The 18944-nt window shown below is 36.4% G+C and carries 15 protein-coding genes; 6 read left to right on the top strand and 9 right to left on the bottom strand.

Annotated elements, in window-relative coordinates:
* Positions 1–18 precede the first annotated feature (18 nt).
* Positions 19–1401 (top strand): amidohydrolase family protein, encoded by a 1383-nt coding sequence (locus tag ACY3ZI_RS14665; protein ID WP_487375433.1) that lies wholly within the window; start codon positions 19–21, stop codon positions 1399–1401.
* Positions 1402–1519: 118 nt separating this feature from the next.
* Here ACY3ZI_RS14665 and ACY3ZI_RS14660 read toward each other — a convergent pair whose 3' ends face one another.
* From ACY3ZI_RS14660 to ACY3ZI_RS14650, 3 genes are all read right to left on the bottom strand, one after another.
* Positions 1520–2548 carry an isoaspartyl peptidase/L-asparaginase family protein gene (locus ACY3ZI_RS14660; protein ID WP_487375432.1) on the bottom strand — a complete coding sequence of 343 codons (1029 nt, stop codon included), beginning with the start codon at positions 2546–2548 and terminating at the stop codon, positions 1520–1522.
* Between the two features lie 222 nt (positions 2549–2770).
* Positions 2771–3802 (bottom strand): methionine synthase, encoded by a 1032-nt coding sequence (locus ACY3ZI_RS14655; protein WP_487375431.1) that lies wholly within the window; start codon positions 3800–3802, stop codon positions 2771–2773.
* A gap of 63 nt (positions 3803–3865) precedes the next feature.
* Positions 3866–4843: a DUF1852 domain-containing protein gene (locus ACY3ZI_RS14650; protein WP_487375430.1), complete on the bottom strand. Its 978-nt coding sequence runs from the start codon at positions 4841–4843 to the stop codon at positions 3866–3868.
* A gap of 1045 nt (positions 4844–5888) precedes the next feature.
* Between ACY3ZI_RS14650 and ACY3ZI_RS14645 the strand changes: the two genes are divergently transcribed.
* Positions 5889–6224, top strand: coding sequence for a helix-turn-helix domain-containing protein (locus ACY3ZI_RS14645; protein WP_036951070.1), 336 nt, complete (start codon positions 5889–5891; stop codon positions 6222–6224).
* Positions 6225–6315: 91 nt separating this feature from the next.
* Positions 6316–9528, top strand: a complete 3213-nt coding sequence (locus tag ACY3ZI_RS14640) for an ATP-binding protein (RefSeq protein ID WP_036951068.1) — start codon at positions 6316–6318, stop codon at positions 9526–9528.
* Here ACY3ZI_RS14640 and ACY3ZI_RS14635 read toward each other — a convergent pair.
* The 6 genes from ACY3ZI_RS14635 to ACY3ZI_RS14610 form a co-directional block, all read right to left on the bottom strand.
* The gene (locus ACY3ZI_RS14635) at positions 9506–10159 is read right to left on the bottom strand and encodes a response regulator (protein WP_036951066.1); all 654 of its coding nucleotides are present in this window, start codon (positions 10157–10159) and stop codon (positions 9506–9508) included. The genes ACY3ZI_RS14640 and ACY3ZI_RS14635 overlap by 23 nt on opposite strands.
* Before the next feature lie 140 nt (positions 10160–10299).
* A complete protein-coding gene (locus tag ACY3ZI_RS14630) occupies positions 10300–11286 on the bottom strand; it encodes a fimbrial protein (protein WP_036951064.1) in 987 nt (328 codons plus the stop codon).
* Between the two features lie 9 nt (positions 11287–11295).
* Entirely contained in the window at positions 11296–12015 is a 720-nt protein-coding gene (locus ACY3ZI_RS14625) for a fimbrial biogenesis chaperone (protein WP_036951062.1), read from the bottom strand.
* A gap of 6 nt (positions 12016–12021) precedes the next feature.
* Positions 12022–14496, bottom strand: a complete 2475-nt coding sequence (locus ACY3ZI_RS14620; RefSeq protein WP_487375429.1) for a fimbria/pilus outer membrane usher protein — start codon at positions 14494–14496, stop codon at positions 12022–12024.
* Between the two features lie 149 nt (positions 14497–14645).
* A complete protein-coding gene (locus tag ACY3ZI_RS14615; RefSeq protein ID WP_036951059.1) occupies positions 14646–15179 on the bottom strand; it encodes a fimbrial protein in 534 nt (177 codons plus the stop codon).
* Between the two features lie 234 nt (positions 15180–15413).
* Positions 15414–15680 carry a helix-turn-helix domain-containing protein gene (locus ACY3ZI_RS14610; RefSeq protein WP_036951058.1) on the bottom strand — a complete coding sequence of 89 codons (267 nt, stop codon included), beginning with the start codon at positions 15678–15680 and terminating at the stop codon, positions 15414–15416.
* A gap of 711 nt (positions 15681–16391) precedes the next feature.
* Between ACY3ZI_RS14610 and ACY3ZI_RS14605 the strand changes: the two genes are divergently transcribed.
* From ACY3ZI_RS14605 to ACY3ZI_RS14595, 3 genes are all read left to right on the top strand, one after another.
* Positions 16392–16655, top strand: a complete 264-nt coding sequence (locus tag ACY3ZI_RS14605; RefSeq protein WP_036951056.1) for a type B 50S ribosomal protein L31 — start codon at positions 16392–16394, stop codon at positions 16653–16655.
* On the top strand, positions 16655–17296 hold the full coding sequence (gene zinT / locus ACY3ZI_RS14600) for a metal-binding protein ZinT (protein ID WP_410431442.1): 642 nt from the start codon (positions 16655–16657) through the stop codon (positions 17294–17296). The genes ACY3ZI_RS14605 and zinT overlap by 1 nt, the downstream gene beginning before the upstream one ends.
* 254 nt (positions 17297–17550) lie before the next feature.
* The gene (locus ACY3ZI_RS14595; protein ID WP_487375428.1) at positions 17551–18906 is read left to right on the top strand and encodes a hypothetical protein; all 1356 of its coding nucleotides are present in this window, start codon (positions 17551–17553) and stop codon (positions 18904–18906) included.
* Positions 18907–18944: the final 38 nt, after the last annotated feature.

Below are 18944 nucleotides of genomic sequence, written 5' to 3'. Positions count from 1 at the left end.
CGATGATAAGGAGTTGTTATGGATGTAGAACAGTTATCTGGACGTAGAGAGTTTCTGACGACAAGTGCAAAAGTGGTGGCGGCTTGTACATTATTAGGTTCAGTATCTGCGGGTGCGGCGGCGCAAAGCGTACCGCAGTCCGGTGTTTCTCGTATCACAGATAAACATTATTATCTTGATGATACGTTACTCGAAACTGGTTTTAATTACCGTGATAGAACGGTGATGGGGACACAAACTGAGCTAAAAACCATCGAAATTAATGATGGTAAAATCGTGGCGGTGTTACCCAATAAACAGCATCCAAATACCGTTCTGAATGCGTACAGTGCGCAAGGCAAATTAATGCTTCCTGCATTTCGAGATATGCATATTCATCTGGATAAAACCTTTTACGGAGGACCATGGCAAGCGCCACAGTCCCGTGAAGGTAAAACCATTATGGATATGATAGCCCTTGAACAGAAAATGTTGCCTGAATTACAGCCTTTCACGCAAGAAAGGGCGCATGCACTGATTGATTTAATTCAATCTCATGGTTCGACCATCGCACGCAGCCATTGCAACATTGAACCTGTTTCTGGATTGAAAAATCTTGAAGCACTGCAAGCGGTGTTGGATAAACGTCAGCAAGATCTCACGTGCGAAATTGTGGCATTCCCTCAACATGGTTTACTGCTTTCAAAATCAGTCCCTTTGATGCGAGAAGCGATGCAAGCAGGAGCGCACTATGTGGGTGGGTTAGATCCGACCAATGTCGATGGTGCGATGGAAAAATCCCTTGATGCGATGTTCCAGATTGCACTGGATTATAACAAAGGGGTTGATATTCATCTGCATGAGACAAGCCCGGCAGGACTTGCCGCTATCAACTATATGATAAAAACCGTGGATGAAAATCGTAGCTTGCGTGGCAAGGTGACGATTAGCCATGCCTTTGCGTTAGCTATGTTAAATCCTGAAGATGCTGATGCGATGGCAAAACGCTTGGCTGAGCAGCAGATTACGATAGCGTCGACCGTACCTATCGGTACATTGCATATGCCATTAAAAACGTTGAATAAAAATGGCGTGTTTGTGATGACGGGGACTGACAGTGTGATTGATCACTGGTCACCATTTGGTCTCGGGGACATGTTAGAAAAAGCCAATTTATATGCGCAGTTGTACACGCGCCCTGATGAGTTGGCATTATCTCGCTCCCTTGCTATTGCCACGGGTAACGTATTGCCACTGGATGAAAAGGGCCAGCAAGTGTGGCCAGCAAAAGGCGATGATGCCAGTTTTGTGCTGGTGGATGCCTCTTGCTCAGCAGAGGCAGTTGCGCGTATCTCGCCAAGGCAAGCCGCGTTCCATAAAGGGTATTTGGCCAGTGGCGCAGTTGAAAAGTCATTAGGCTGAGAGCTGTTGTTTATAGATATATAGTTTATAGAGACGTGCTTATAGAGATATCGTTTATAAAGCCCACATTGGTGGGCTTTTGTATGTTTATGGTGTAGCAAATTTAAATACTAGGAACTTAATCGTTTTTATAAATCGCGACTTGAGGTTTACCATCGTTACCGATTGTTCCGCGGTACATCCCTTCTGAATTAAACTCCATCGCGTAGTTACCGGATTTATCCAACACAATCACACCACCACTTCCGTTCAGCTCTTTGACTTCATCCAGTGCATTACGGGCAGCTTGGTCGATAGGCGTTTTGTTGTATTTGACTTGAGCAGCGATATTGTGGGCGGTGGCAGTACGGATAAACATCTCGCCAGAGCCTGTGGCTGAAACAGCGACGGTATTGTTGTCAGCGTAGTTTCCTGCACCAATGATTGGGGAGTCACCGACGCGACCGAAGCGTTTGTTGGTCATGCCACCTGTGGATGTTCCTGCGGCGATATTACCGTTTTTATCGAGGGCGACCGCGCCAACGGTGCCATATTTGTAGTCATACATCATTGGGTCAATAAAGAGAGCTGCAGTTTTACCATCATGGTCGAGTACCACTTTCTCTTTTTCTTTGGCTTTTTGAAGTTGCTGCCAACGGAAGTCAGTTCGGAAATATGATGGGTCAACGATTTCAAGACCTTGCTCTGCGGCGAATTGCTCAGCACCTTTAGAAACCATCATGACATGAGGGCTTTTGGTCATGACGGCATAAGCAGCATTAATCGGGTTTTTAATGTTGGTGACACCTGCCACAGCCCCCGCTTTACGGTTGCTGCCATCCATAATCGACGCATCCATTTCATTTTTGCCTTCGTGGGTAAAAACGGCGCCTTTTCCTGCGTTAAATAGCGGGGAATCTTCCATCACATTAATAGAGGCTTGTACCGCATCAAGGCTACTACCGCCTTTATTGAGTACCGCATAGCCTGCTTCTAAGGCTTCGGTCAGTTTTTCTTGATACTCTTTTTCTTGTGCTGGAGTAATGGTGTCTTTGGTAATAGTACCGGCTCCCCCGTGGATCACTAATCGGATTGGTGGCTCGCTTACGGCATAAGCGTGCAGAGAAAATGAAGCTGCCAATAAACATCCTAGTAGAGATAATTTCATGATTATTTCCTTCCAGTTATTTTGTTATTAGTCACTTTTTAAGCAAAAAAAAGTATAGGAGGGAAAATACCTAGCCAGCAACATTGATAGAGGGTTTCTGTGATAATGGCTGAAAGAATTTCAGATATTTTCAGTAAATACGAATAAGGGGTGTGAGTGGCTATGAAGGGTTTAAAAATGATGAAATTTGGCGATGGATGAGATCGCCAAATCTGGGATAATTTATTTTGCGCCAAGTTCTTTTCGGATGATCTCTGCGCCTGTGCTTAACGCGTTGAGTTTCCCTCTGGCAACATCGCGAGATAATGGCGCCATGCCACAGTTAGTTGATGGGTAAAGTTTGTCTGCATCAACAAATTGTAGGGCTTTTCGCAATGTATTGGCGACTTCTTCCGGGGTTTCGACAGTGTTGGTTGCCACGTCAATTGCACCGACCATCACTTTTTTACCACGGATAAGTTCAATTAAGTCCATCGGAACGTTGGAATTATGGCATTCCAGTGAAACGATATCGATATTTGAGCTTTGCAGTTTCGGAAAAGCTTCTTCGTATTGTCGCCACTCAGAACCTAGTGTTTTCTTCCAATCGGTGTTGGCTTTGATGCCATAGCCATAACAGATATGTACTGCGGTTTCGCATTTCAGTCCTTCAATGGCTCTTTCGAGCGCCGCGATCCCCCAGTCATTAACTTCATCAAAAAATACGTTAAATGCGGGTTCATCAAATTGGATGATATCGACGCCTGCGGCTTCTAACTCTCTCGCTTCTTGGTTAAGAATTTTAGCGAACTCCCACGCCAATTTTTCGCGGCTTTTATAGTGGTTATCATAGAGCGTGTCGATCATGGTCATTGGACCCGGTAATGCCCATTTAATCGGTTTGTCAGTGAGTTGACGCAGATATTTGGCATCATCCACAAACACGGGTTTTTGACGAGCAACAGCGCCCACAACGGTTGGTACGCTGGCATCGTAACGGTCACGAATTTTTACCACTTGGCGTTTTTCAAAATCTACGCCACTCAAGTGTTCAATAAAGGTGGTCACAAAGTGCTGGCGAGTTTGTTCGCCATCGCTCACGATGTCGATGCCTGCACGGAATTGATCGTCCAGTGATAAACGCAAGGCATCTTGTTTACCAGCGATAAGTTCTTCGTTTTGCAATTTCCATGGCGACCAGAGTTTTTCTGGTTCTGCTAACCAAGATGGCTTCGGCAAGCTGCCGGCTGTGGAAGTGGGTAATAATATTTTCATTGCAGGTGACCTTTTATTTTATTTTTTATAAATACGCGATTTTATTAAATTGACCGATTTCTATTAAACGGAATAGCTTGCAGACCATTTTTCCAAAATTGTTTGGTAAGGCTTAATGAAGTGCTCTTCAGTAAATTTACCTTGTTCAATGGCAAGTTGGCTGCGCTCTTCACGGTCATAAACAATTTTGGTTAATGAATAATCCTGCTGATTTAAGCTCGGTTGATAACATTCACCCGCTACCGTGTTGGCATTATAAATTTCAGGACGATAAATTTTTTGGAACGTTTCCATGGTGCTAATAGTGCTGATTAACTCAAGGTTGCTGTAGTCGCTCAGCAAGTCTCCTGTAAAATAAAAGGCTAAAGGAGCAACGCTATTTTTCGGCATAAAGTAACGGACCTGTAAGCCCATTTTACCAAAGTATTGCTCTGTTAAAGAGGCATTACTTGGCTGATATTCAATGCCTAATATAGGGTGTTGATTCCCTGTGCGATGGTAGGTATCTCTATTTGAAACACTTAAACAGATCACCGGTGATTTATTAAAGTTCGCTTTGTACTCTTTGGAGTTAATAAACGATTTAAAAATATTGCCATGCAGGCAGCCAAATTTAGTTGGAATGCTAAACTCTGCTTGGTCTTTATTATGTTCCAAGAGTAAAACGCTAAAATCATAGTCCCGTACGTAGGAGGAAAAATTATTTCCTACAATCCCTTCAATACGCTGCTGCGTTTTTTTGTCAATGATGTTGGTTTTTAAGATTTCAATGACTGGGAAGCTGCTGCCTTTTTCTTCGATATTCATCTCGACAGAGATAATTTCCAACTCAACAGCATAGCGATCGCTTTTAGAGTTATCCCAATATGCCAATGAATTGAAGCGGTTGTTGATCATCGACAATGCGTTACGCAGATTTTCCTGGCGGCTTTTGCCTCTGGCTAAATTCGCAAAGTTAGTGGTAATTCGCGTGTTTTCCGATGGGTTGTAATTTTCATCAAAAATGCTGCGCGTAATATTAAAGGTAAATTCTGTATTCATGATTTTTGCATCCTAGCCCTAATAGGAAAACGGCGTTTATTTCTTGATTACAGAGATGTTGCACGTTTTCTCATTCATCAATTTTATGTAGCCAGTAAGTTAATATGTTTAATTTATGCCAGAGCGGGGCGGGGAGTTAAAGCGACTTAATTTCATTTCGAACATGAAGAAAGTTCATGATGAGGGGAGGTAAATAGATGGGTTTCACTTTGACTCTATGTGCTTGTTGACGATTTAATGCAATTCATTTTTTGAGCTGATCAGATGGCAAAAATATTAGTTTTATATTTAAATAATATTGAATTCTTAATGTTCTAGTCTGCTACTTTGAATATTTTACTAGTAAAATATGATTGTAATATGAAGTTTTTTATTTTGATAATTAATTAAGCTATTGTATTTACTATGGTACGAAAATAGTGAAGGAATTTTTCGCACTTTTTGTCAAAATGGTTTTTTTACCTAGCTATGTTTTTATGGTGTGATATGTAAATTTTATTTATTAAATTCATATAAAAGTCTTTTTTGGAACACCATCAGCTTTATCTCTTGATTTAGTTTATATTTTAATGCTTAAAGCTATACCGGTGTATTTTTAGTCTAAAGTTCAGCGTTGTAAGCGTAAGAATAATACTTATCATCACTCTTTATTGGTGTTTGATTGAGTGACTTATTTTATTTATGTATATAAAAGTGATTTTTTATATACAAGCAAGCAGGGTTTTTAATTAAAAAAAACAGAATATTATTTTTTATGATATGTTGTTGTACTTAACGAATATTTAAATAAAATATAGTGTTGTATGAAAGATTGAAACTTTTCATTAATATTCGCCTTACGTATTTACTATACTTTATAAGTAAAGGGTGAACTGTGCTTTTGTAATGATATTGTTTAATTGATTAATATAAAATTATTAGTTTTCAATTTATTATCTTTGTCGACCATCAAATAAGGAATACCTTATATTATAGGGATTCTAACCTAGTATAATTTGGCGCTAGGCAGTAGATTTAATTTATGACATTAAGGTTGTTATCTATCATGAAAAAAGAAAAACTATATTATATCAGTCAACTGGTAGGAAAGTGTATGCAAAAGTATCGCATTGAAAAAGGTATTAGTGGGGAATGTGTTGCAAAAAAGTTAGGTATTAGTCAACAACAATTATCAAGATATGAGCGTGGTGAAAATGCGCTTACAGTTGATGTTTTATTCAAATATCTATTAATTATTGAAGTTAATTTTCCTGAGTTTTATAATAGGTTATTCTATATAATTGGGCGTCATCCTAAATTATCTATGTATATTTCAGGTTTAAATGGTTTTGGTTGGGAACTAGATGACTTAAAAGATTATTATACATCTGCAATTGTATAAATATTAAAGTAAAAACTTTTCTGTTTACTTGGCTTATTTTATATTATGATAGATATATTGGATTGTCCCTGTCATAGCAGAGAATAGTACGATGCCAAATAAATCACCCACTGCTTTTTCTCGCATAACGCGCAGTTCTGGGCGTACTAATAGTATATTAACAGTTACTCTGCCTCTTTTATTTGTATTAATCACAACATTATTTTGGAGTGCTGATAGGATTGTTCAGCAAGAAACCAGGCGTTTAGAAGTTGAATTCAAATCTTTTATTGGTTATTTGATTGAACAAGAAACTTTTTTAAAAGCACTAAATAAACAGAATCAAGATTTATCTGAACTGCTTGAAAGTCGAACTTACTCCATCAATGACCAATTTTTACCGAAAGAATGGCCATTAAGACTATTAGAAGGTAAAGAGTCTATCGTTGCTATGCCATTCACTTTAGCTTGTGGAACCAATTTAGAGTGCTCCAGAGTTCCGAGTATTTTATTTTCATTAGGGGCTTATTTAGCAGATTTTTACTCCACATTTTGGGGGCGCTCATACTATCCAGCCGCTGCTGTATTTTTTGTTAACGAGCATGACTATATTAGCATTAGCGTTCCATCGGTTGGTACTTTAATGGGGGGAGAGGCTATTTCGCCTGAATTATTTCGCTCAGTAACCGATAGTGTTAGAAAAAATTTATCATTAATAAATAAGCAGTTTGCTGATATAAAACAAGACGAGCAAGAACCCCCAGTTATTTGGCTAAAAGCAGAAAATTTTAAAAATAATTTAATGGGCATTGTTCCAGCAGGCTTCAATGCTGATTTGTGGCAAAGTGCTCATCTTTCACCAAAAGATATTTATGCAGTTTCTCTGTTAAGTAAAGATCATCTTAGTATGCTAGAGAAAATGTTAAACCCAACATTGAGGCATGAATTCTGGCTTTTGCATGAAGATTTTGGCCTATTATTGGGAGAGTCAGCTGTTCCTGTTGAGCCATTAGAAGGTATTTTTTATACACAAAATGGCTTGGTGATGAAATTAAGTTTTGAAAATACAGATTGGGTGGGCTATTACCGAATTAGTTATGCCGCATTTTTTGAAGATAACTTATGGTTGCCAATTAGCCTTGTTATATCTCTTCTGTTTAGTATTTTCTGCGGCTGGGGTTATAAACATTGGTACCATAAAAAAATATTACAGCCTGCGGTACATTCACAACAAGTTATTTTAGAAAGTGAAGAATTCAATCAAACATTGATTGCAACCACACCGATAGGGCTTTGTGTTATTGATAAAGAAACACTAGGACTTCGTTTTGCTAATGAACTAGCTCAGCACTGGTTAAAAATTCCAGATACTTCTCATCCTTATGATTCTATTGAATATAATGAATTACTTCGCCGTGTTATTTCTGATCAGAAGCAGGTTACGACTGTTTTGAAATCAGGGAAGCACGCTATCTATATTGTTAGCACTGCAACCCATTATCAGCAACGCCCAGTTATTTTATGTGCATTTACTGATATCACTATACAAGCAGAAACAGAAGCACAGCTTAATCATGCTAAGCGTTTAGCTGAAGAAGCTAACCAAGCTAAATCAACCTTTTTAGCCACGATGAGCCATGAAATACGAACTCCGCTTTATGGTATTATTGGGACATTAGAATTATTAGAAAATACAGCATTAACTCCTAAGCAAAAACACTTTCTTGATAGAATGTCTACAACATCGCATTTATTAATGCATCTTATCGGGGATATTCTTGATATCAGTAAAATAGAAGCCAATCAAATTCATATTCAACACCAGTCATTTGACCTACTCGATTTAATACAACAAACCGTTCAGTTATATCAAGGCCTAGCTCAACAGAAGAAACTTCAGTTATTTGCCATTATTGATCCTAATATCTATGCCATTAGAATTGGTGACTCAGCACGATTACAACAAATATTTGGTAACCTAGTCAGTAACGCTATTAAGTTTACACATCATGGTAAAGTGACGATTGAATTAAAAAATGGTGACAATAACAATATCATATTGTTTGTAAACGATACTGGCGTTGGAATTAGCAAAGAAGAACAAGAAAAGTTATTTGAACCTTTCTATCAAGCACACTCTGGAGACCATACCTACGGAGGAACAGGCTTAGGTTTATTTATCTGCTCAAAATTAGTCAAGCTGATGGGGGGCGAAATCAGCGTAGCAAGCGAGCTGATGCATGGTAGCTCTTTTAAAGTGACATTGCCGTTAGAACTAGATCACAACAATATACATTGGAAGAGTTTAACGGGTTCACATATTTGGCTGCGGACAATAGATCCTCTACTAACCAACAATGTGTATGATTGGCTAACTCGTTGGGGAGCAAAAGTCTATTTCACAGAGGCTGAGTTGCCTGAAGACTCATCATTGGTCATTGCCGTAAGTATTTTAATCGAGAACTTTTCATTACCTAAAAATTGGCAAGGGAAAATATGGATAAGTGATGAAGCAAGCTTCCGTTTATCTGAATTAAATCAACAACTTTTTTTACTGCAAAATGATGAAAATTCAATATTGCCTTTAAGCTGTCCAATTCAACAGACACCATCTTATGCGAATGAATACTCATTGCGTGTTTTAGTTGCAGAAGATAACCCAATAAATCAGGTTATACTGCAAGAGCAGTTAGAATTACTTGGTTGCGAAGTCTTTATGGCTAGCGATGGCGAAGAGGCCTTAGTTATTTGGGATAATGAAGTCATTGATATTGTTTTAACTGACGTCAATATGCCTTACCGTAATGGGTATGAGTTAACTAAACAGCTGCGGAGTGAAGGTGAAACTTGCCCGATTGTTGGTGTTACGGCAAATGGTTTGAAGGATGAAGAAGAACGCTGTTTAGCCGCAGGGATGGATACCTGGTTAGTTAAGCCAATTGAACTAGATACTTTAGCGCAATTATTCAACCGTTTCTTCCCTACCTATTCTTCTACGCTTCTCTCTGATTCTGCCACTATGGTATTTATTAACCCACTTGATAGCAATGACCGAGATAATATTATTCAACATTTTACTGTTGATATTCATGATCTTTGCGAAGCGGTGAAAAATAATAACATAGAGGCAGTAAAACAGCTGTCACATCGTATTCGGGGCGCATTAGTGAGCGTGGAACAGCGTGAACTTGCTAGTAGACTTCACGTGCTTGAAGAGTTGTTGAATATGGAAAAACCAAACTTAAACATAGCCGATACCTATAAAGTGATTTGCGATGAATTAACGTTTTGGCTAAATAAGCTTAGTCAAACAAATGGTGTGTAATGCAATAACTGATTAGAGCTTGGTTATTTTCAACACCTAATTTACGCATGGCTGCATTTTTTTGCAGACTAATGGTTTTATCACTTCTATTGAGCAATTTGGCGATTTCAACAATCGGTTTTCCCTGAACAAATAAGCGCAATACTTCTAACTCTCGAGGCGAGAGTGTTTTCACTCTTTCATCAAGGGTCGAAGCTTTACGGCTTTTTATTGTTGTCGTTAAATCTGCAATAGGTTGACGGTATTGTTTTCCTTGACCCGCTAAGGTAATGGCTTTGATTAGCTCTGGCAGTGGCGCTTCCTTCGAGACAACCGCATTGACATTGTTATCGTATAACGTTTGAATAATCATTGGGTTAGATATCATCGTTAATACCACTAACGCTGTATTTGGGTATTTACGCTGTAGAAATTGGATATAATTTTGCCCATCACTTGATTGCGTGTTATTGGGCATCATATAGTCAGTAACAATGACATCAACAGTATGGTGATTTAAAAAAGAAAACAACTCAGCATCGCTGGTAAATGCACCTTCGATGGATAAGTTGTGTGATTGGGATAGTGTTTCTTTTAAGCCTGATAAGACAATCGGGTGGTCATCAACTAAGGCTAAGGTTAACTTTTTCATCTAAGTTACTCCTTATTATGTGTACTTGTACTTAGTACAGCAACACCCAAAAAATGTCAAATAACGATCGTCTATTTAGGGCTATTTTTAAAGAAAGGCATTAATGATAAAAACGCAGTTATCACAGATGCCTCGAATTACTAATAAGAAACTACGACACGTATTGTTTTAGAAAATGGACCAGACGTAATTGAGCGCCCGCTAATTTGACTTAAGGTTGCAGTGTATGGCACATTTACAGGTGCTTGCGGTTTAATTTCGCCAATAGCATAATTTTGGTTAAATTCGAGTTCGGTTGAATTACTTTTAATTACGGTCTGTAATCCATTTCCCATATCAAGGTATTTATTTCCCAATATAGAATTATTATTTGGTTCAAATCGAACAGATACATTTAACCCTGTTTCACAATTTTGTGGAACTGACATGCCTATATTAAATGTACGGCTGACAACTTCCCCAGCATTCATTTGTTTTGGCGAAATAGTACCAAAGCCAACAGTTCCTCCATTTGATGTAGTCACACTGACTTCAGGAGTAGGGCAGAGTAACGTTAAATTACCAATGATATGTGCATATACAGGAGCACCAATATATTTACCTTGATAATCTTCATGATAACCTAATAAAAAATTACCTGTATCAAATGGTTTTAATGCATTACTACCTTTTAGGACGGCAAAATTATACATGATACCAATATTTACAGCAGTGCCTACTGAAGGTTGGCTCCAATATCCTAAGTCAATATTAGGTACGCTGGCGTTGGTAATTGTTGCAATTGTACCCCCACCAATTGCGCTTTGCTGAGTAACGGTAACGCCGCTATTTATTAATAGTGTTTTAGTTTGTTGAGGAACAACATTTTTAAAATAAACGTGATTAGGTGTAGCTACGCTTCCTGTAAAATCACATTGTAAAGACATAAAAGAAGATAATGCAGTCGCTAATTGTGTTCCGGTTGTTATAGCGCTACTATTGCTTGTAATATCAAATTTAATATCTTGTTGTATCGATGTTCCACCAGCCGCGGGTTTGCAGTTTGCTACGGCTCCAAGTGCATTAAAGCTTAAAAACGAAAGCGAAATTATAATAATTGATACTACTTTATTAAAATAGGGTGTCATGATCTCTTCCTATTTTTCATTAACTAATGAACATGTTGCACTTTGGCAGGTGTAATTTAATAGTTTTGGTGTTCCATAATCATCAATATACGTTAATACCATGTTGGATGACTTTATTTTTTTATCATTCAAGGAGTAGCTGGCATTACTATTTGGTTTAATAACTATTTCTTGGAAATTTTCAACTTTACTCGCATTATCATTAATGTTAATAATCACAACATGGTAAGGAGTTGGATTTGTTAACTTTAATGAATTACCACTTTTTTCAATTTTTAATTCTTTTTGCCAGTTATTATCAGGGTATTTTTTCAATCCTGTTGGTCGATAAAAAAGTTTAAATCTAGATTGAATAACAATTTCAACCGCATTCTCTAGTTCACTTTTTGGCGGTATTCCTAGTACATTAAAATAGAATAATGATTCTTTATCACTTGGAGCTTTCAAATTATTTTTCGTAGTGCTGATCCTGACTTGCTTCTTTTGATTGGGCTCAATACGCTGCAATAATGGCAATGCTATTAATGGATCAGAAATTTTATGGCTATTTTCATCTTCAATCCAAGATTGAACTAAAAAAGGGTCTTTACTGTCAGTATTTTCTACAACAATGCTAACGCCTTTGCTGGCTTCATTATAAATGACTCGTGTACGGTCTGCTGAAATTGATGCATGTGTATATGCACTAACTAGTAATAAGCTACTGATAATTAATTTAAATTTTTTCATAATATTTTATTCTTTATTACAAATCACATTATTGATGTTTTGAATGATCTGGCTATCCGTCACTAACTGACATGATTGCCCACCATTCCATTTAACGATTAATTTTTGGTTCGGTTGAATTCCGGTTAAATAAACTTGACCATTCTCAGCAACCATACCTAATACGGTATCTTTTGCTGAGTCATAAACTAAAGCTCCAAACGGTGGTGTTTTTCCATCAGGAAACTTGATGGTAATTAATGCTTTTTCGCCAATAATCGTATTGAGTTTTGCATAACCGACGGCACCATCAGTTAAAGTTGATTCAATGACGCTATCATCCACACTGACATTTTCAGGTATATTATTAAGATCAACATATTGAGTTGATTTGTAATATGTCGGCACATTACTAATTGCCGCTAAGCCAAATCTATTTGTAATTGACTCATTTTGATTGATTGAAACATCTTTAGCATTATCGGTATCAATCACCATTCTTGCTTGATTGTCATAGACTCTTCTATGTAAAACAGGACCTTGGTTTGTAATCGTTAATGAGCCATCTAGCGTTCCGCTTAATGTACGATAATCATCACCAAATGAACCCGTTATCTGTGCTGTCCCATATTGGGTATCACGAGATGCAGATGCGTTTATCGTTGTATTTTCAAAAAAGTCTCTTGTCGAAAGTCCCAGGCTTAAATTATTGCTATCGATTTTTGTATGGTAATTAACATTATTACTGTATTTTTTATCTTGGTCATTGTATGAACTAAAATATTGTAATCGCGAATTCTTTTCGCCAACAAAAGGAATACTTAATGAAAGATAAGCCTGCTTAGATTTACTTCCTCTCACATAACTACTTTCACTGACTGATAATGATAAAAGCGCATTATCAAAAAAGTCATTTTTAATTGTTTTATTAAACGATACACTTAAAGTATCGTTGTTTTTAGGTTCATTCCAATAACTTTCTCTTGAATAACTTAAGCTTACATCAGCATTGAAATCAGGTATTTGCTGAGTAAATGATGTTGTAAAAACATTTTTCTGGCGAAAATGATGGTTCGATGGATTACCTTTCGTATAAATAAAATTATTAACGGACATGAATCCTTCATTTGAGAACTGATATCCAGTTAAATCGAGTCGACTGGAGTTAGAGAATCGTTTTGCATAATTGATTCTATAGCTTTCACCTGTACTTGAATTTGTAGTATGTAAGCGATTTTTAGACTGTGTAATATCAAATGATATTGCACCTAAGCGCTCCATGTTTATACCTAGACCCGCATTATAAGCAATATATTCACTATCTGATGTTGAAAATAAACCACCAAAAACGGATAAGTTATTAAATAATCCCCAAGAAAATTCGGTTGAAATAAAATCATTATCAACATTATTTTCACCCATTGGTGCTAATCGACCGGCATTTAATTTATATTGAAACATACCTGGTCGAGTTAAAAATGGAATGTTAGTTGATGATATTTGGTACTCTCTAACAGAACCATCTTCTTCCGTAATTTTGACGTCTAAGGTACCCGATAAAGCAGAACTCAAGTTATCAATAGAAAAAGGTCCTGGAGCAACCTTTACTTGGCTTAATATACGTCCATTCTGAGAAATAACGACAGTCGCGTTACTGGTTGCTGTACCGGTTATATTTGGTGCATAACCTCTTAGAATTGATGGCAACATATTGTCGTCAGTGAAAACACTTACGCCATTAAAGCGTACAGAATCAAAAATCTGGCTAGCTGTATAATATTTTCCTACAAAGAACTTAGCTGATAAGTCAGGTAAATCAGTAAAAAGATAGGTTTGAACCCATTTAAAACTATCGTTGTTACTATTATTAAAATCTTTTTGGAATTGATAGTTACTACGGAATCTCCAACGTCCTATATTTGTACCAATAGCACCAAATGAGCTTAAGTTATTTGTATCTTGAGCATTCTTATATTTTATGTAGTTTTCTACTATATTATAGTCAAATACTAGTGCATTAATGCCTACTTCACGTTGCATAGGCGGCACCCAGTTTTCATCTGAGTATAGGAAATAAGCTTGCGGTATTGATAATGAAAGTTCTTGCTTTTCATCATCAAAGAGTGATGAAATATTATCGTCCTGTGCTGATAAATCATAGCACTGGCCATCTGACCATGTTGGTATTTTATTGATGAACTCTTCTTTTAAGCCAATAACGTCTATTATTTTTTGTGAAATGCAGGGTTGTATAGATCCTTCTTTATTAAAGAAGTCAATTTTATCAAAAAAGTTTGTCCTTCTACCGTTAATTGATACGTTAGAAAAATAAGCGCCTTCCTGTGAGTGATTTTTTTCAAATGAACTCAAGTCAATATTTGTATCGCCAGAAATAGATAAAGCATCCTGATTAAATTGAACAGAGTCTGCATTTACATAGTTTGAATATAAAAATAAGCTAGATATTAAACTCGTCACTATGTTTTGTTTAAATTTGTTCATTTTAATTGACCGGAATATTATATAAAAAGTATTATTGTTATAGGTTTTTATTTAAATAATAACTGGATATGCTATGAATTTTAGGCGTAGCATATCCAGTAAATTAATTACTAATTAAAGTTTATTACAATGAATAGTAATATTAAAAATTATTGATAATCTAAAACGTATGCAACAGTTGATTTAACAGAACCTGAAGTTGCTTGACCTAATGCTTGCATGCGTGCAGATAAGTGAATTGTATTTGCACCTGCGTTCAGATTTTGAGTAATAGTGTCGCCAGTTTTGATGCTTTGACCAGCATCATTTTGGAATAAGACACCTACGTTTTGTGCCGTACCTGTACTCGCCCATAAGTTACCAGCGGTATCCATTTGGCCAGTAAAGCTTACTTTAACTTTAGAATAATCTGTCTCACTTTCAGTTGGATCTAATACGCAGTCAGATAATTCTAATGTGAAGTCAACGTTTGGACCTTGTGCTCCGGCTGTTTTCAATGATGCTACTGGTACAGAACCTAATTGAACTTCTTTATTTACTGAAGAAGGTGCAATAGTACAAGCACCGGTATTCACTGTGCCATTAAATTCAATTGTGCCGCTTCCTACATCAGCTGCAAATGCAGTCGACGCCGCACCTAAAGTTAATGCGATAATTGAAGTGGTTAATAATGTCTTTTTCATTTTTAAATCCTTTATGTAATACTAATTTTAATAGGCTAAGACTGTGCCTTAGCAGGTTAATAACGTGATATCAATATATTGATACCACAGTAATTTAATGGAAGCGTAATGTTCATTAACTCTAATGAATTATAGTGCCCTAAAATGTGAGCATAGATTATTCGTTAAATGATAGGATAAATATAAGGAGATCCTTAAAATTTAGAGCGTAACTTCGAATGCAGGTATTCATTATTAATATATTTCTGCTTGCACCGCTCTATTATTTACTTGTGCGATGGAGATGTCTTCAAAGAAGTAATGTATACTTATTTTGAAGAAGTCAGCTATTATAACGAGCGAATCTATATCAATTCTATTGATACCACGCTCATAACGAGAATACTGTTGTTGACTCACATTGAGATACGCTGCTACTTCTGTTCCTGTTAATCCGTATTCTTTTCTAAGTTTCTTTATTCTGCTCCCCACTATTTTGGCAATAGGATATTTTCCTGTCATTTTCATTTCCTTCATGACATATAAGTTTGAGTAGTGCTTAACATCAATAGGCAAAAATTCTAATTAAATAAGTATAAAACCTCAAATGCGTAGACGAGTAAGATATAAAAATAATCATTAGTTTTTTTTATTAAAATTGTTTAGTTCAGACTAAATTAGGTTATTTCTTTATTCTTATATTAAATTTAATGAAACAATCATAGAGCAGGGCGTCATTTTTCAGGTAAACGATACGATAAAATACGGATGTTTATCCTTACCAATTCAAAAATACAGTTGTTTTATCTAAATAGTAACTTAATAGTAGTTATGTCGGATTAAATACTGTCAAGTTGGAGCCCTTGATGAGAAATATATAGTTAACATGATGTTTTGAACGGTGAATTTTCTATGGGTAGGGCGATAGCGGAGTATTAATTGTTATCAAAATCGTGAGTTTAGAATTGCTTCTACCTTAATTCTCTTCTTATAAAAATGAATTGCTATTGATCATTAAACGCTTTCATTACTCATCATTGACTGCAATTTTTACCATCAACTTTGGATTTGTTTCATCGTCCTCGTTTGGCTTTCCGATCGTACTGTTTGGTATTTTTAATCATCAGCCAACAATAAACTGAATAAACCATACAAATATTAAGGCCAAAAAAGAGTAGTCAACGATGAAAAAAAATATTATTGTTATATTATAACATAACAATTGGAGAGACTATGAAGCCGAATATTCATCCGGATTATCGGACAGTGATTTTTCACGATACCGCTGCTGATGTGTATTTCAAAGTTGGGTCGACGATAAAAACAGAGAGAACTGTTGAGTTTGAAGGGCAAAGTTATCCATATGTTCTTCTCGATGTGTCCTCTCATTCACACCCGTTTTATACAGGGAAACAGAAAACCCATTCACAGGAAGGGAATGTTGCTCGCTTTAATAAGCGTTTTGGGAATTTTGTTCAAACGAGAGAAGAAAAATGATGGTAAAAAATATTCTTTCATTGCTTGTGCTTACTAGTTTATTCAGTTACACAGCGATGGCGCATGAACATCATCATGATAAGCCGCAAACGGAAGCACAACGCAATGCTGCAAAAGGTATTTTTGATAATAGTGATGTTAAAGACCGTCAATTGAGTGATTGGGACGGTGTTTGGCAATCTGTGGAGCCTTATCTTGCTAATGGAACGTTAGATCCCGTAATGCAGAATAAGGCTGCAAAGAATAAGGATAAAACAGCGCAAGAATATCGAGATTATTATGCCAAAGGGTATAAAACTGATGTGGATATGATTGGCATTGAGAATAATATTATTGAATTTCACCGAGGGGATAAAGTCTCTCAGTGCCAATATGATTACGCGGGTTACCGAGTTTTAAATTATTCTTCAGGTAAGAAGGGCGTCCGTTATTTATTTGAGTGTAAGGATAAAGATAGCCAAGCCCCTAAGTTTATTCAATTTAGTGATCATATTATTGCGCCAGAAAAAGCTGGGCATTTTCATCTCTATATGGGAAATGAATCTCAAGAGGCTTTATTGACTCAATTAGATAATTGGCCAACGTATTATCCATATTCTATGAGCGGTAAGGATATTGTGCATGAAATGATGCATCATTGATGGGTTGTTGGAGGCAGTCTAAAGTGGTTGTGGTAGTTAGGTTATATTAGGCTGCGCAGGACATAAAAAAGCCCGCTAATGATGAATTGGCGGGCTGGAATCAGTTGAATTTTAATTTAGCGGTAATTATTTTATAACTAAAACAATACTACAGTGAAGATAAGAACGTTAATTTAGGTTATGACTAAAAGCACCTTTATCCTTTATTCTACGTAAAGGAATTATTGTTTGTTATTGAAGGGAAGTGAAATCTGATGGGTAAGAAAAAATACAAATCTAAATATGATGCAGTTGAAACATTAAAACAACAAATATTCCCGGTAGAATATGAGGAGCTAATACAGGATTTGTATGATAAAGCTTGTAGGGGGTCTAGCCAGCTTTGGGATAAAATCACAAATGCCGATGATTTAATTCATGATTCGCAGTTTAAAAAAGATTTCTATGCTTCAGCTAATAAAGGCATGAACGAAGCACAAGATTGTATTATTTCCATCATTCAAGGTAGTGATAAGATTGATTACCCACAAGAGCTTTTGCTCCGAGGGATTGCTGATGCAATTGCATGGCAGCTATTAGGTCAACAATTATGTTATGGAAGAAGATTTTTTAAGGCTGTAAAACAGCCTGATTTATATAATTGCAATTTTGATTCTGTTGTTTTTGCTGCGAAAGAGCTGCGTAAAGATAAACCTGATTCAGTACCATTAATATCGGATCTAACATCATTCATTCAAGTTGGAGATTTATTAATGTTTGAGCCTGAGAAAGGTATCAGGTTATGTGAAGTTAAAGAAGGAGAAATGAATTCTAAAATAGGAGAATTCATGAACTTTTATATTAGCTCACGTTGCGACAGATCTTTATTTTACTTCACTAAAAAGGAAGGTACTAGCGCACTGAAGCAGCTTCAAAGAATGTTTAGGCAAGCAAGTAGAATGTCACATGTTTCTAAAGTTCTTTCAACAGGTATAGGTGTAGATCCAGATACTCAAGATAAAATATATATACCAGAACAATTCTTTGAGATAACCACATGGGATGATCGGCTTGAAAGCGCATTAGAAAAATCAGATGAAGAAAGTTATGTTATTGATGTAATAGATAATTGTTTATTTTTGGGAATCTACTCATCCGAGCATATGCGGAAGGGGGGGCATATAGCATTTAATCTTTGGTTTGACGGTTGTGGTGGCTCATCAGATTGTCCTAGGGTTAGTTTATTAGACAGTATGAAAATACCACTGGCCTTACCTATATTTAGTCGTTGCATACCAGATAAATATAAATTTGATATTTTATTTGGCCGAAAGCATGTCTGTATGGCGATATCTATTGATGGACTACTCAACGAGTGTATAAAAGAAGGATTACAAGTAAGATTTGCAACTAAAAAAGAGAGAGGACGTCTAGACAACACGAGTAACAAGCCTTTTAAATATAAAGGAGAAGTAATTTTCATTGGTAATGGTAAAACAGAGTTTGCAATAATGGATGGAATTTTTTTAAGGATATTGTTTCATGGGCAGAGAGCAATTTCATTAATTAAAGTGATGCTAGATTCAGCTGGCGACATAAATAAAGGAGATGTAGATTTGGATAGTTATTAGATGTTTTTTAAGTAAGCTCAATATTTAGAATAAAAAAC

Source organism: Providencia sp. LY12, from assembly GCF_057621555.1.
This window is presented reverse-complemented; position numbering and strand designations above follow the sequence as displayed.